Below are 14,524 nucleotides of genomic sequence, written 5' to 3' on the forward strand. Positions count from 1 at the left end.
CACCCCATCCCGTATGACACAGGGTATCATGAATTCATGGAACAAAGCAAATCAGATTTGCAGGTAGCGTTAAAACTCTGTAGCGAGGCACGACTAAGCCGCTACCTCCGCGCAACCAACGGTAACGAAAATCTTGCTATCCTACTTTGCAAACAAAATCATGCTTTTGCGGGAACGCTACATCAGCAGATTGGTTATGTTGAGATAGCGGTTCGTAACACAATTGATCGAGCACTCCGCCAACTTTCTCTGCAAGAAAACGGAAGTGAATTATGGACAGAGGAAGATAACGCACCAACAATCATTTACAAAATCATCAGAGCACCAATCGCCAATGCCCGGAAACGCGCATATAAAAAACACGGATCCACAATTACACATGATGATGTTGTATCAAACTTGATGTGGGGCACATGGATAAAACTGGTCGGCGAAGACATTAAGATTGAAAACGAACTACAACGACAGCTGTGGCAAACAGCATTGGCCAATGCATTTCCTAATGTCACACCAGACGAGAACGGGCGGAAGCAAATCTCACGAAATTTATGCTATTTACGTGAGATACGCAATCGAGCTGCACACTTCGACAATCTTGATGACGCCGCTAAACATAAACGCCGCATCATCAATGCTTCACTATTCCTGCTCCACGCTATCGATGACGACTTTACTCATGGCTGGTTCGACCCCGCAGCCATCAGAAACGCCGTAAAACAAAGAGATGCAATTTTGGCAAATTTAAAGTAAATACTTTAGGAAGAGTACTAAAACCTAGTGGGGTTATGACTTAGAAAAGTCGTAACCCCACTACTACTAAATCAGCTAACACTCAACGACTCAGGCGTGCCAGACGTCCTTGCCGTTGTCTTTCGCGGCCTTTACATCGGCATCGAGTTCGGACTCGTCGGCTTCGACCTCGCCGGCGATGTACTTCTCCACCAGCTGACGAGCTTCGGAATCCTCATGCTGGACGGCCGGGGACTTCATAAAGTAGGAGCTCGGCGCAAGAATCGGTCCGGAGAGGTGACGGTCGAGCGCGATCTTGGCGGCGCGCACGGCGTCGATGACGATGCCGGCGGAGTTCGGCGAATCCCAATCCTCAAGCTTGTATTCGAGGCTGATCGGCACGTCGCCGAAGGTGGTACCCTCCAAACGCACGAACGCGAGCTTGCGGTCGTCGAGCCACGCCACGTAATCGGACGGGCCGATGTGCACGTTGTGCGGATCCATCTCGTGCGGCACGATCGAGGTGACGGCACGGGTCTTGGAGACCTTCTTGGACTCGAGACGCGAACGCTGCAGCATGTTCATGAAGTCCATGTTGCCGCCGACATTGAGCTGATACGTACGGTCGAGACGCACGCCACGATCCTCAAAGAGACGGGCCATCACACGGTGGGTGATGGTGGCGCCAACCTGGCTCTTGATGTCGTCGCCGATAATCGGCACACCGGCATCGCGGAACTTCTGGGCCCACTCCGGGTCGGAAGCGATAAAGACCGGCAGGCAGTTGACAAAGGCGCAGCCGGCATCCATCGCGGCCTGAGCATAGGCCTTATCCGCCTGCTCCGAACCGACGGGCATGTAGCTGACCAGCACGTCGACCTTCTTGTCCTTCAACACCTGGGCCACGTCGACCGGTTCAGCGTCAGACTCGGTGATCATCTGACGGTAATATTCGCCAAGGCCGTCATAGGTCGGCCCGCGCAGCACTTCAACACCCTTGTTCGGCACGTCACAGAACTTGTAGGTGTTGTTTTGCGAAGCTCCAATGGCCTCGGAGATATCCTTGCCCACTTTGAGGGCATCAACGTCGAACGCCGTCACAAACTCAATATCGCGAACCCGATAGCCACCGAAGTTGTTGTGCATCAGGCCAGGGATCTTCTCATCGTCCTTCGCGTCCTTGTAATACTCGACACCCTGAATCAGGGACGAGGCGCAGTTACCAATACCTGCCACTGCCACGCGAATACTCATATCGACTCCTTTATTTCACGTGCAAAATTCCACTTGTAAGTTTAGCCCCTCATAACGAGAAGGGCATCAGTACACGCAGTGCACACACAACAATGTAACAGCAATTATATAAATGAATGTAAATGTGTACGAAAATATATTGAGCGCCCATGACGAGCAGGAATTTGAAAAATCCGATATGAATTACATCACTCTTCGATTTTTTGATACCAAAACTACACATAAAAGCCACTTCTGCCCTCCAATCCCAGTAGTTTTTCAGGGGCAACCGTTACGGTAGTTGGCATGGTCACAGAGTTTCTCACAGTTTCGGCGCGCGCCGCAGGTTCAGGCAGAGCCAAGCCCAAACGTGCCTATAAAAGCGCTCAGAAACCGCGCAACCAGCATTCGCGCCACAGCACGGCTACCTCGCACAAACGCTCAAACGGCTACAACCGACCGAACGGACATGGCCCGCAGCGTAAGGCGCCCAAAAAGCATAAGCATCGCATTCTCAAGTGGACGCTGGGCATCATCGCGGCCCTCATCCTCGCCGGCATCGGCGTATTCGCCTATCTTTACGCCACCACCGAAATCCCGCAGCCGGAAAAAATCGCCATGGCCGAAAAAACCAAGGTCTATTACGCTGACGGCACTACCCCGGTCGGCGATTTCGCCACACAGAACCGCGAGATCATCAGCTGCGACGCCTTGCCCAAATACATTGGGCAATCCATGGTGGCCAGCGAGAACCAGACGTTCTACAAAGACACCGGCGTGGATTTCAAAGGCATCGCACGAGCCCTGCTCAACAATGTGAGCGGCGGGGCGCGGCAAGGTGCGTCCACCATCACGCAGCAGTATGCGGAACGCTATTATATGGGCGACACCCACACCTACTCCGGCAAGGTACGCGAAGCGATTCTGGCGATGAAGATCACCAAGTCGCAGGACAAGGACAAAGTTCTGTGCAACTATATGAACACGATTTACCTGGGACGCGGGGCGTACGGCATCGAGGCTGCGTCGAAAGCCTATTTCAACAAAGACGCCAAAGACATGACCATGCCCGAGTCGGCGCTGCTTTCCGGCATCATCCCGGCACCTTCGACCTGGGACCCGGCGATAAACCCGAAACGTGCGCAGCAACGCTACACCCGCGTTATCGGAATCATGGAAAAACAGGGGTATATCAGCGCCAAGGACGCGGCGGCCAATCCGCAGATGCCGTCTACCATCCCTCCGCAATCCCAGGAAAGCTCGTATAAAGGCACGAACGGCTACATCCTGCAGATGGTGCGCGACGAACTGATCGGCAGCGGGGCGTTCACCCGCGACGACCTTGACACCGGCGGCTATACTATCGTCACCACTATCGATAAAAACAAACAGGATCTGATGTTCAAGGTCGCGAGCCCCTCGCAGGACGGCAACGGAATCGTGCCTGCCGGCGTGCAGATCGGCGGTATGAGCGTCAATCCGAAGGACGGGTCGATCATCTCGATTTATGGAGGCGACGATTACCTGGCCAAACCGCTCAACAACGCGACCCAGGCCATTTATGAACCCGGGTCGACGATGAAACCCTTCGCGCTCTTGGCGACGGTCGAGGCCGGGGTCAACCTCAGCACGACCTTCAACGGCAATTCCCCGCGAACGTTCACCAATATCACCGCGCCCGTGCAGAACTTCGGCAACGAAAGCTTCGGCTATACCAACCTCTACAACGCCACGGCGAACTCGGTCAACACCATCTATATGGATCTCCAGCAGCACCTGGGAGCCAAGAAGGTGGCACAGACCGCGCAGGCCGCGGGTATGGACCCGAAGCTCGTGACGGGCGACAACCCATTCACCGTGCTGGGCAACGACGGCGTGCACGTCGAGGACATCGCGCAGGCCTACTCCACCATTGCCAACCAGGGCAACAAGCCGACGCTGCACATCGTGGCGAGCATGAAGGACTCGCACGGCAAAGACATGTACCGCTCCCCGACCGACACCACGCGCATCTTCAACCCGAACGACACAGCGCTGGTCACCAAGGCGATGACGGGAACCGTGCAGTATGGCACCGCGACGGAAGCGCGCAAGATCGGCAAGACCGTGGCCGGCAAATCCGGTACCGCGAACGACTCGACCGCAGGCAGTTTCGCCGGGTTCACGCCAAACACGGTCACCGTTTTCGCCATGTGGAATCCCGACCAGAACGGCAAACCGCAGGAAATGCCGAACATCAAGTACTTCGGAAACGGCAGCAACTATCCAGTGCATCTCTTCACCGAGTACATGAGGCAGGCGCTGGCCAATACGCCGAACGAGACGTTCCCCGTGGCCAAGGACGAGGGCAAGATCGGCGGGTCCGACGGCACGTGGGGCACGGGCGCCAGGTCATCGTATTCCGGCTGGGGAACTCGCAGGAATTATGAGAACACTGGAGGCAGCGGCACTACCGGCGGTGGCAGCACCGGCACCGAGACCAATGGCAACACGGGCGCCGGCACCACAACCAATGGTGAGACCAGCAATCCGGGAAGCTCAAGCACCCCCAGCGAAAGCGGCAATGCGAACAGCGGCACACAGCCGGCGCAGAAACCATCCGAGGGGTCGACCGGCGGCACCGAGTCGCCACAGAACTCTCAGGGGCAACAGTAATCGGTTGACGATATTCGTGATGCTGACGATTTAAGGATATCGACGATATATTCGGATTACCCGGCCAAAGCAAAGATGTGGGCTTGCATCCTTTCAAAGGAGCAAGCCCACATCTTTATTGTTTTAACGTTATCGTTCTTTATGCCGTTTCGTGTTTCCTTTCGTTTTCGCTCATTAGCGGCAAAAACGAAAGGAAATAACAGGAAACATGAAACCGTGAAATCTAGCGCATCGAGCGGTTGATCGCGGAGATGATCGCCTTGAGCGAGCTGGTGGTAATCGACGAATCGATGCCAACGCCCCAGATGATCTTCGCATTGGCCTCGCCGCCGATCTGGCACTCGATGTACGAGGCGGCCATTGCGTCGGTGCCGGCGGTCATGGCGTGCTCGGCGTAGTCCATGACGCTGACCGTAAGGCCAATCGTGGAAAGCGCATTGAGGAACGCATCGAGCGGGCCGTTGCCGGCTCCCGAAACCTCGCGCTCGATCGGATCGGCACCCGGCTCTGCGCCGCGGTCGAGCAGCTTGGCCTTCAAGACGGTGTCGGAACCGTCCGCGCCGGAAGTCACCGAAACGTTGAGCAGCTTCAAGCGACCCCACGATTCGAGGTTCTCGTCGCCCTCGTCGCCCACGGCCTCACTGGCCGCGAACGCACCGTTCTCCTCGACCGGGAGGTACTCGTCCTTGAAGAGGCGCCAGATCTCGTCGTCCTTGACCTCTTTGTCGGTCTTGTCGGCGTAATCCTGAACGACCTTTTCGAACTCGATCTGCAAGCGCTTGGGCAGGTCGAGGTTGTGGTTGGTCTTGAGCAAGTAAGCCATACCGCCCTTGCCGGACTGCGAGTTGACGCGGATGATGGCCTTGTAGCTGCGGCCGATGTCCTTCGGGTCGATAGGCAGGTAGGGCACAAGCCAGACGAAGTCGTCGAGGTTGGCTCCGGCGCGTTCCGCCGCGGCTTCGCGGGCCTCGAGCCCCTTCTTAATGGCGTCCTGATGGGAGCCGGAGAAGGCGGTGAACACGAAATTGCCGGCGTAGGGGTGGCGCTCGGAAATGGTGAGCTGGTTGCAGTATTCGACGGTCTTGCGAATCTTCGGCACGTCGGAATAGTCAATCTGCGGATCGACGCCCTGCGTGAGCATATTGAGGCCCAGAGTGACCAGATCGACGTTGCCGGTGCGTTCGCCGTTTCCTAAGAGGCAGCCTTCAACGCGGTCGGCCCCGGCCAGCACGGCCAGCTCCGTAGCAGCGACGCCCATGCCCTCGTCATTGTGTGGATGCAGCGAGAGAACGACGGAATCGCGGTCTTTGAGGTTGTTGGAGACGTACTCGACCTCGTCGGCGAAAACGTTCGGCGTGGTCATTTCGACGGTGGCCGGCAGGTTGATGATCATCTTGTGATCCGGTGTCGGCTTGATGACGTCGATAACGGCGTTGCAGACTTCGACGGCGTAATCCGGCTCGGTTCCGGTGAAGGATTCAGGCGAATACTCGTAATAGAGGTCGGTGCCACCGGCAGCGCCTTCAAGGTCCTTGCAAAGCTCGGCCGCATCGGTCGCCAGCTTCTTGATGCCCTCTTTGTCCTTGCGGAAGACGACTTCGCGCTGCAGGACGGAAACGGAATTGTAGAAATGCACCACGGCACGCTTGGCGCCACGCAGGCATTCGTAAGTCTTGCGAATCAAATGTTCGCGGGCCTGCGTCAACACGACGATGGTGACGTCGTCGGGAATAAGTTCGCGCTCGATAAGCAGACGCACGAAATCATAATCCGTGTCGGAAGCCGACGGGAAACCGACCTCGATCTCCTTGAATCCCATGGAAATCAGGAGGTTCCAGAAACGCAGCTTGCGCTCGGAATCCATCGGGTTGACCAGCGCCTGATTGCCGTCACGCAGATCGACCGAGCACCAGCGCGGGGCGCGGCGCAGCTTCTTTTCCGGCCAGGTGCGCTCGGGGTAATCGAACGGAATCTGCTTGTCGTAGGCCACATACTTGGTATATGGCATCTTGCTGGGCTTTTGGGGTTCTCCTACGAAGCGACGGGGAGGCAGCAGCAGGTCGTTGTTACCTCCATTGGATTGTGCGGCAACTGCCGCGAGATCAAACACTGATGATTGTTGATCCTGACCCATCACTCCTCCTTTTCTTTGTATTACGCACCGCAGGTTGCGACGCGATGTAACTAAATATTATATGTTTTGATAGGCTTAATTACCTTGAAGAAACATATAAATGATAATGATAGACGGTTCGATGCGTTCAAACCGCCTATATTCCAAGATTTGACGAGAAAAATGAAATTCAGCGGAAAAGCGAGACTCCGCGACGAGCCTGGCAGTAAGCGTTGCCAAGCCACGTGTGGCGGGAAGTAGGCCAGACGGAGCCCAGGCGCGGGGCATTTTGGCTCATCCAGATGCTGGGCACGCGGCCGTCGGCGCTGCGGGAACCGAGCAGGTTGAAGCCGTTCTTTTTCACCAGCCAATCCGGGTGCTGAGTGGCGATGGCAAGGCCTTCTTCAAGGGTCAGCGGCATGCGCTCGTCGGAATCGATGAGCTTGCGGGCGACGTCCGGTTCGCGGTTGACGTAAGCAGTGCCGGTGTGCGGGTCAACGACCAGATAGAACGGGCCCTCCGGCGGCTCGAAGCCGTCCTGAGGGAGGAAACTGGCGACATCGCGCGGGGGCATGGTGGTGAAGCCGGCCATACGGTTGATGCTGGTTCGGGCGATCAGCGACTCCGGACTCACCAGTTCGTGGGTAGGAACGAGAAGGATGTTCTCTCCCAGATCACTGTCTTTCAGGGCATCGATGAGCGGACGCGCAAGAGCATGGAACGCCGCCGCACTCATATCGGCCACGTCGGGATAGCCCAACGCCACGATGCGGTCCAGTTGTTTTTGCGCTTCTTTAGATGCCTTCGACATGGTTCCAGTATGTCACCTGCTCATGATGAAGCGCGGATTCAATCACAGCAGAACCGACAATGCGGCCACAAGCACGATTTTCGACCATGTTTCCGTTTCGCGCTTGCGGCCGCATTAGAGAGAATAAAAGCGAAAGCTGGGAAAGCGTCACGCACCAAAATGCTTGCGGGCTACGATCTCGGCGAGCTCGACGGCGTTCAAGGCAGCACCCTTACGCAGATTGTCGTTGGCGATGAAGAATGCGAGGCCTTTCTTGCCATCGACGGCCTGGTCCTGACGGATGCGGCCAACAAAGCTCGGGTCCTTGCCGGCAGCCAGTTGCGGGGTCGGGATGTCGTTGAGCTCGACGCCCGGAGCGTCCTTCAGCACCTCACGGGCCATGTCGGGTGTGACATCGCGCTCGAACTCGGCGTTGACCGACATGCCATGGGCGGTGAAGACGCCGACGCGCACGCAGGTGCAGGAAGCGGCGAGGTTCGGCAGGTGCAGAATCTTGCGGCTTTCGTTCCTGAGCTTCTGCTCCTCGTCGGTCTCTTCGCTGCCATCATCGACAATGGCACCGATGAACGGCACGGCGTTGAAGGCGATGGTGCGCACGACCTTGGTGGGCTTGGGGAAATCGATGGCGGAACCGTCGAAAACGAGCTTGTCGGCGCCCTGATCGACGGCGGCCTTGGCCTCGTTCATCAGCTGCTCGACTCCGGCGCGGCCGGCTCCGGAAACCGCCTGATAGGAGCTGACAATCAGGCGCTTGAGGCCGAAGTGAGTGTCCAGCGCCTTCAACACGGGAATGCAGGCCATCGTGGTGCAGTTCGGGTTGGCGACGATGCGGCGCGGAATGTCATCAAGATCGTCGGGATTGGCCTCAGCGACAACCAACGGCACGTCGTCGTGCATACGCCACTGCGATGAATTGTCGATCACATACGCTCCGGCTTCGGCGAACTTCGGTGCCCAAATCTTCGAAGTGCCGCCGCCGGCAGAGAAAATGGCGATATCAATGCCGCTCAAGTCGGCCTTGGCCACGTCCTCGACCACGATGTCGCGGTCACGCCATTTGAGCACGGTGCCGGCGGAATGCGAGGAAGCGAGGAAACGCAGGTTATTGATGGGGAAATTCCGTTCGTCGAGCACGCGACGCATCACCATGCCGACCTGGCCGGTGGCTCCCAGCACCGCGACGTTGACCTTGCGCTGTTGTCCGTTTGATTCAGACATCTGTTCCTCCCGTTTGACGGCCGTTTATTTCCGACTTGCGCCGCCGCTTCTCACAGCATATTCATCGCCCAAGCGCGCAAAACACCATTAGACGTTATGTGCCATATCATAGCGCGAGGTACTGCGCGGCCGGCAGCTGCATATGACTATATGAGACATAACGCAACGCAGAAATACCTACAACGCATCAGTCAAACACAGGCCGGCTCGAACGACGCTTGGCACCGAATATGCTTATCCCGATTACTTGCATATGACAGCGTTCCCGCCATTCCAGGCAATTCGGCCTCCATTACAGGCAACAACGCATCCGGAATCGTATCAATAAAGATACGACGGCCACCGCCAACGCAACGCACGCCGCGTTTCAGCGACCGGTGCCGCCGTAGACCACAGCCTCCACCTGATCGGCGTCGAGGCCATAAGCCGTATGCAGCGCACGCACCGCGTCGTCGAGCTGGTCGAGCGGAACGAGGGCCGCGATGCGGATTTCGGAAGTCGAAATCATCATCACGTTGATGTGTTCGGCGCTCAGGGCCTCGAAGAACTTGGCGGCGAGGCCGGAATGGGTTTTCATACCCACACCCACCACGGCGACCTTGCCGACGTTCGTATTGACGAAATAGGAGTCGTAACCAAGCTTCGCCTTCTTGCCGTCAAGCGCCTTCTCGACGGTTTTGACCGTGGCATCGGGGACGGTGAAGGAGATGTCGGCCTTGCCAGTGGACGCGCCGGCCTGCACGATCATGTCGATGTTGATGCCGCTTTTGGCAAGTTCGGTGAACACGCGGGCGGCCATACCCGGCTCGTCGGGAACGCCGCGCACGGTGACCAGGGATTCGGTGCGGTCGTGGGCCACACCGGAAATCACCGGGGTCTCGGGGCCGAGATCGGGGAAAATGTCGCCCATCGACTTGTTTTCGGTCTTGCCAGCCTTGCTGGTTTTGCTGTTACTGGCCAGATTCACGTCATCGTCTTTCGTGGTGTCGCTGCTCATTGTGTTTCCTTTGCTCTGGTTACGTTCAAGTCTCTATCGATATGTTTTTACATTTTGCGCTAACGTCGTGGCTCTCCGCCCGCTCACTCCAGGTTCGGCAACTCGCGCGCGTCCACGCCTTCCGGCACCACCAACGTGCCCATCCGATGAGAGAACGAACTGCGCACATGCAACGGCATGTTGAAACGCTGGGCGTATTCCACGCAACGCAAGGCCAGGACCTTCGAACCGCAGGAAGCCATTTCAAGGATGGCGTCGTAGCTGATGGAGGGAATGCGGCGAGCGCTGGGAACGATACGCGGATCTGCGGTGAAAATGCCATCGACGTCCGTATAGATTTCACAGATATCCGCTCCGAGCGCCACCGCGAGCGCGACAGCCGAGGTGTCGGAACCTCCACGGCCCAACGTGGTGTAATCGCCGTCCGCGTTGATGCCTTGGAAACCGGCGACGATGGCGATCTTGCCATCATGCACGACATGGGCCACGCGCTCCGGCTTGACGGCCTTGATGTGTGCCGCGCCGAATTGTGCATCGGTCATGAAACCGGCCTGGGAACCGGTGAAGGAGTATGCACGCTCACCGGCTGCGTGGATGGCCATTGCCAGAAGGCTCATCGAGATGCGTTCGCCTGCTGTCATCAGCATGTCCATCTCGCGCGCGGGAGGATTGGAATCAATGCTCATGGCTTGGTCGATCAGATCGTCGGTGGTGTCACCCATCGCCGAAACGACGACGGCGACATTATTGCCCTTGCGTTTCGTCTCCACAATCCGCTTGGCAACGCGCTTGATGGACTCGGCATCGGCCACAGATGACCCGCCGTATTTCTGCACGATAAGCGCCACGATTTTCCTTTTCTCCCCTGACGGACGCGTTGCTTTTAAACGCAAGCCGCCATATCTCAACGCCAACTGGCAAATGACACGATGCGAAACAACACAACGCAACCCGGTCTTGCGGTCAGCTTTCGACAGTAATGATTGAATTATATGCCAGTCCCGCGCCTGATTGCGTCGCTTACCACCATGCGGGCATACCGCTTGCACGTGCTCGAACGTTTGGAACGGCAAACGCGACTCAAAGTTCAGTTCTTTAGTCCAATTATCGGCACAAACGAACGTTCAGGCTTCCTGCCGGCCTTCCAAGGCCCTTCCGAGCGTGATTTCGTCCGCATATTCCAGGTCACTGCCCACCGGCAGGCCGCTGGCAAGCCGCGTGACCTTGAGCCCCAGCGGGGAAAGCAGACGGCTCAGGTAGGTCACCGTGGCCTCGCCTTCGATATTGGGGTCGAGCGCGAGGATGATCTCCTTGACCTCGTCGGTTTTGAGCCGGTCCAGAAGCTTGGGAATGGCCAGATCGCCGGGTCCGACGTTCGCCATCGGGTTGATGGCCCCGCCAAGAACGTGGTAGACACCATGGAATTCGCGGGTGCGCTCGATGCTCATGACGTCTTTCGGCTCCTCCACCACGCAGATGATGGAATGGTCACGGCGCGGGTCGGAGCAGATCGGGCACGGGCTCGTTTCGCACACGTTGCCGCAGATCTCGCAGAACCGCACCTTCTCCTTGACCTCGCGGATGGCGTCCGCCAGGTCCTGCGCCTCTTCGTCACTGGCCGAAAGCAGGTAGAAGGCTATGCGCTGGGCACCTTTGGGGCCAATGCCCGGCAGGCGCGCGAAACCGTCGATAAGGCGCTGAATCGCGCCATCATACGCCAAAGCCATCTGCTATCGTCTCTCCTCGTCCGTGTGCTTCTCCACCGGTTTGATGTTCTTAGGATTCTTCGGGTCATCCGCTTTGAAGTCCTCGACCTGCTTGACCTCGAAGAGTTTCGAAAGCTCATCCATGCTTACCGCTGTGGCGTCGCCCAACGACTGATCGTTCAGGGAATAGTCATCGTCTTCGGCAGCCACTTGCGGATGCTGCTCCGTCTCGTCGGTCGTGTCGACATTCTGGAAGCGTGCGGCCACGTCTCCCCTGTCGTCCAGCTTTACGGCTGACATGCCGTTCGTGGCTGCAGATTTCGGCTGGGAATTGCCAGCCACTGCGGAAGCCAGATTTTCGGAGCCATTGGCAGCGTTTGGCGAAACCGGAGAACCGTTGCCAGAGGAATCCGGCGGCCTGGTCTGCCAATTATCGACATTGGCCGTGGACGACGAACCATGTGTCACGTTATTGCGCGCCGGCTGCGATGTATCCGAAGTATTGCCTGCGTTTGAGGCTTCGGAGTTGGAACCGGCCGTTTCTTCCTGCACCGGAGGGGTGGCCCAAGGGTCGATGCCATCACTTAAATCCGGAACCGCGATATGCTTCTTGTGATGTTCCGGGGGACGATTTTCGGATGTATCAACATAGGCAGGCAGACCTGAACCATTACTGCCAACACACTGCGCAGCATTATCCACAACGTTCGTTTCGACGGCTTGTTTAGCCATCGGATTGGCGTCCAAGCCACCCTGCGAACCGGGAACAGGAAGCGGATTCATCCAAGGATCGTAATCGTCATCCATAGGATTCTGCGACCCCTGGCCCATCGCTACCGGATTCGCAAACCCTACGCCTTCACGCGGCTGCGCTGAAGCTGATGCACTCGCCGCGACACCGGCACTTTGCGACACGTCGTTTCCGGTTCTCACGTTGCCGCTACCGGCTCCACCTACGCCGTCATTGCCCTTGCCGTTTTCGCTTCCCGCAAAGCCCGCTCGATGGGAGGAATCATCGGATTCACCGGCGGCATCGGCGTCGGCTTTCTTCTGTTCCTTCGGGCTCGAGGCGCTATGCCCGCCAGCCCCCGCAGCCATGCCCAACCCGCCGGTCGCCGAGACCTTGGCAACCGCGATATCGCGCTTGACCTTGGCCAGTTCCTCGGGCTTCATACGCTTGGTGGAAATGACCTTTTCGCCATTCGCCGCCACACCGGTGGGAGCGATCATCGTGTGCGGGCCAAAGACAGAACGCACGCCATCCAGCACCACGTTCGCGGCCTTCTGGCCGTTGTGCTCGGCATCGGAAGCGAGTGCCAGCGCGAAGGCATGCTGGCTCAGCGCGCAATCGAAGGTCATCGACAGACGCGACTTGCCGGCGTTATTGGTCGCCAAAGAAACCGTAGGCACCTTGTTGTGAGCGACATATTCGCGCACATTTTCAGGCAACGACGTCAGCACCGCGTCCCACTTTTCCTCGACGGTGGCATTCGGGTCGATATTCACCCGTGCGGGCGCAGCGGCCTGAGCAGCTTGCTGTTGTGCGGCGTTTGCACTGGCCCCGTTGGCTTCAGCACTATTCGCAGAAGACTGTGGAGTCTGCCCGTTGGCAGCCGAGGCGCCGACACCACTTGCCGTTTGAGCGCCGGAAGCCTGCATATTGGCATTATTGCTGGCCTGCTGAGCTTGGACGTTGACATTTGGCGCAGAACCTTGGTTGGCGGGTGCAAATCCAGCACCAGCCGGAGCGTTGCCCTGCCGCTGATTTGCGGCATTCCTGCTGGAGCCGATGAAACCGCCACGACCGTGAGCAGCATTATTACCTTGGCGGGCTCCGTTATTATTGCCGACGGCAGATCCTGCCGAGCCCGCACCTGCGGGAACGGAACCGGACTGAGCCATGCTTGGCGCAAAGCCGTTCTCACGTCCGGCCAGCAGTTTCGCAGCCAAAAGTTCCAAACGCATGCGAGGCGAAATCGCCCCGGTCATGCTTCCCAAAGTCTCGTTGATGGTCTCGGCCATCGCCGTAAGCGTGGCAAGCCCCAGCGCCGAGGACTGACGGTGCAGATCGCTCATGTCTTCAACGGCGGAGTCGTCGCTCAATACGCTTTCGGCCTTCTCGCCGCCAAGGGTGAGCACAAGCAAGTCGCGCACGCGAGAGAGCAGATCTTCCACGAACCGACGGGGTTCGAAACCGCCGACGACGACTTTTTCGACCACGCCGTAGAGCTTCTCGCCGTCCTTGTCGATGACCGCATCGATCGCCTCGCCGATCAGTTCGTCTGGGGTGAAGCCGAGCAGGGCCACGGCAGAATCGTATGACACTTCGTTGTCAACGGCTCCGGCCATCAGCTGGTCGAGTACGGAAAGCGTGTCACGCACCGAACCGCCGCCGGCACGCATGGTGAGCTTCAGCACACCCGGCTCAAGATCGATGCTTTCCTTTTCGCACACTTCTTCCAGATAGGGGCCCATAATCTCGGGAGGCACGAGGCGGAACGGATAGTGGTGGGTACGCGAGCGAATGGTCGAAATGACCTTGTCCGGCTCGGTGGTGGCGAAGATGAACATGACATGTTCCGGCGGTTCCTCCACGATCTTCAGAAGGGCATTAAATCCCTGCTGAGTGACCATGTGGGCCTCATCGAGGATGAAAATCTTGTAACGATCACGGGCCGGGGCGAAGGCGGCACGTTCACGCAGTTCACGCGCATCCTCTACGCCGTTGTGGCTGGCCGCGTCAATCTCAACCACATCGATCGAGCCGGGGCCGCCGGTGGCCAGGTCCTTACAGCTTTCGCATTCGCCGCAAGGATGCGAGGTGGGGCCTTTGGCACAGTTGATGCATCGGGCCAGTATTCGCGCGGAACTGGTCTTGCCGCAACCGCGCGGCCCGCTGAACAAATAGGCGTGCGTCAGCTTGCCTTCGTCCAAGGCGCGGGAGAGCGGGACGGTGACCTGATCCTGCCCGATGATGCCGTCAAATGTGTCTGGCCGATACCGTCGATACAATGCAAGTGCCATACTCTATAACCTACCTTTACCCGACTATTTTCGGTGAT

10 protein-coding genes are annotated in these 14,524 nt (G+C 57.9%); 2 read left to right on the top strand and 8 right to left on the bottom strand.

Going from position 1 to position 14,524, the window contains the following annotated elements; translation table 11 throughout:
* Positions 1-36: 36 nt before the first annotated feature.
* Positions 37-750 carry a hypothetical protein gene (locus tag OZX62_RS08150; protein WP_277175701.1) on the top strand — a complete coding sequence of 238 codons (714 nt, stop codon included), beginning with the start codon at positions 37-39 and terminating at the stop codon, positions 748-750.
* 90 nt (positions 751-840) lie between these two features.
* On the opposite strand, the gene OZX62_RS08155 is transcribed toward OZX62_RS08150, so the two are convergent.
* On the bottom strand, positions 841-1,983 hold the full coding sequence (locus OZX62_RS08155) for an inositol-3-phosphate synthase (protein WP_277175702.1): 1,143 nt from the start codon (positions 1,981-1,983) through the stop codon (positions 841-843).
* 285 nt (positions 1,984-2,268) lie between these two features.
* On the opposite strand from OZX62_RS08155, the gene OZX62_RS08160 reads away from it, so the two are divergent.
* Entirely contained in the window at positions 2,269-4,617 is a 2,349-nt protein-coding gene (locus OZX62_RS08160) for a transglycosylase domain-containing protein (protein ID WP_277175703.1), read from the top strand.
* 223 nt (positions 4,618-4,840) lie between these two features.
* Here the strand turns inward: OZX62_RS08160 and leuA are convergent, their stop codons facing one another.
* The 7 genes from leuA to dnaX all read right to left on the bottom strand — a co-directional run bounded on the left by leuA (position 4,841) and on the right by dnaX (position 14,486).
* Entirely contained in the window at positions 4,841-6,751 is a 1,911-nt protein-coding gene (gene leuA / locus OZX62_RS08165; protein ID WP_277175704.1) for a 2-isopropylmalate synthase, read from the bottom strand.
* Positions 6,752-6,920: 169 nt separating this feature from the next.
* Positions 6,921-7,541 (bottom strand): DUF5701 family protein, encoded by a 621-nt coding sequence (locus OZX62_RS08170; protein ID WP_277175705.1) that lies wholly within the window; start codon positions 7,539-7,541, stop codon positions 6,921-6,923.
* Positions 7,542-7,688: 147 nt separating this feature from the next.
* Entirely contained in the window at positions 7,689-8,759 is a 1,071-nt protein-coding gene (locus tag OZX62_RS08175; protein WP_277175706.1) for an aspartate-semialdehyde dehydrogenase, read from the bottom strand.
* A gap of 367 nt (positions 8,760-9,126) precedes the next feature.
* On the bottom strand, positions 9,127-9,669 hold the full coding sequence (locus OZX62_RS08180) for an ACT domain-containing protein (RefSeq protein WP_277177084.1): 543 nt from the start codon (positions 9,667-9,669) through the stop codon (positions 9,127-9,129).
* Between the two features lie 170 nt (positions 9,670-9,839).
* Entirely contained in the window at positions 9,840-10,604 is a 765-nt protein-coding gene (locus OZX62_RS08185) for an aspartate kinase (protein WP_277175707.1), read from the bottom strand.
* Positions 10,605-10,880: 276 nt separating this feature from the next.
* The gene (gene recR, locus OZX62_RS08190; protein ID WP_277150168.1) at positions 10,881-11,483 is read right to left on the bottom strand and encodes a recombination mediator RecR; all 603 of its coding nucleotides are present in this window, start codon (positions 11,481-11,483) and stop codon (positions 10,881-10,883) included.
* Positions 11,484-11,486: 3 nt separating this feature from the next.
* Positions 11,487-14,486 (bottom strand): DNA polymerase III subunit gamma/tau, encoded by a 3,000-nt coding sequence (dnaX, locus tag OZX62_RS08195; protein WP_277175708.1) that lies wholly within the window; start codon positions 14,484-14,486, stop codon positions 11,487-11,489.
* Between the last annotated feature and the right edge of the window lie 38 nt (positions 14,487-14,524).

Origin of the sequence: Bifidobacterium sp. ESL0690 (assembly GCF_029392315.1) — a bacterium.
Lineage (GTDB): Bacteria > Actinomycetota > Actinomycetes > Actinomycetales > Bifidobacteriaceae > Bifidobacterium.

What these genes read in the sequence shown, in the direction of transcription:
- OZX62_RS08170 (WP_277175705.1), bottom strand. Translation starts at nt 7,541, where the DNA reads ATGTCGAAGGCATCTAAAGAAGCGCAAAAACAACTGGACCGCATCGTG.
- OZX62_RS08175 (WP_277175706.1), bottom strand. Translation starts at nt 8,759, where the DNA reads ATGTCTGAATCAAACGGACAACAGCGCAAGGTCAACGTCGCGGTGCTG.
- OZX62_RS08180 (WP_277177084.1), bottom strand. Translation starts at nt 9,669, where the DNA reads ATGGGCGACATTTTCCCCGATCTCGGCCCCGAGACCCCGGTGATTTCC.
- dnaX (WP_277175708.1), bottom strand. Translation starts at nt 14,486, where the DNA reads ATGGCACTTGCATTGTATCGACGGTATCGGCCAGACACATTTGACGGC.
- OZX62_RS08160 (WP_277175703.1), top strand. Translation starts at nt 2,269, where the DNA reads ATGGTCACAGAGTTTCTCACAGTTTCGGCGCGCGCCGCAGGTTCAGGC.
- OZX62_RS08155 (WP_277175702.1), bottom strand. Translation starts at nt 1,983, where the DNA reads ATGAGTATTCGCGTGGCAGTGGCAGGTATTGGTAACTGCGCCTCGTCC.
- leuA (WP_277175704.1), bottom strand. Translation starts at nt 6,751, where the DNA reads ATGGGTCAGGATCAACAATCATCAGTGTTTGATCTCGCGGCAGTTGCC.
- recR (WP_277150168.1), bottom strand. Translation starts at nt 11,483, where the DNA reads ATGGCTTTGGCGTATGATGGCGCGATTCAGCGCCTTATCGACGGTTTC.
- OZX62_RS08150 (WP_277175701.1), top strand. Translation starts at nt 37, where the DNA reads ATGGAACAAAGCAAATCAGATTTGCAGGTAGCGTTAAAACTCTGTAGC.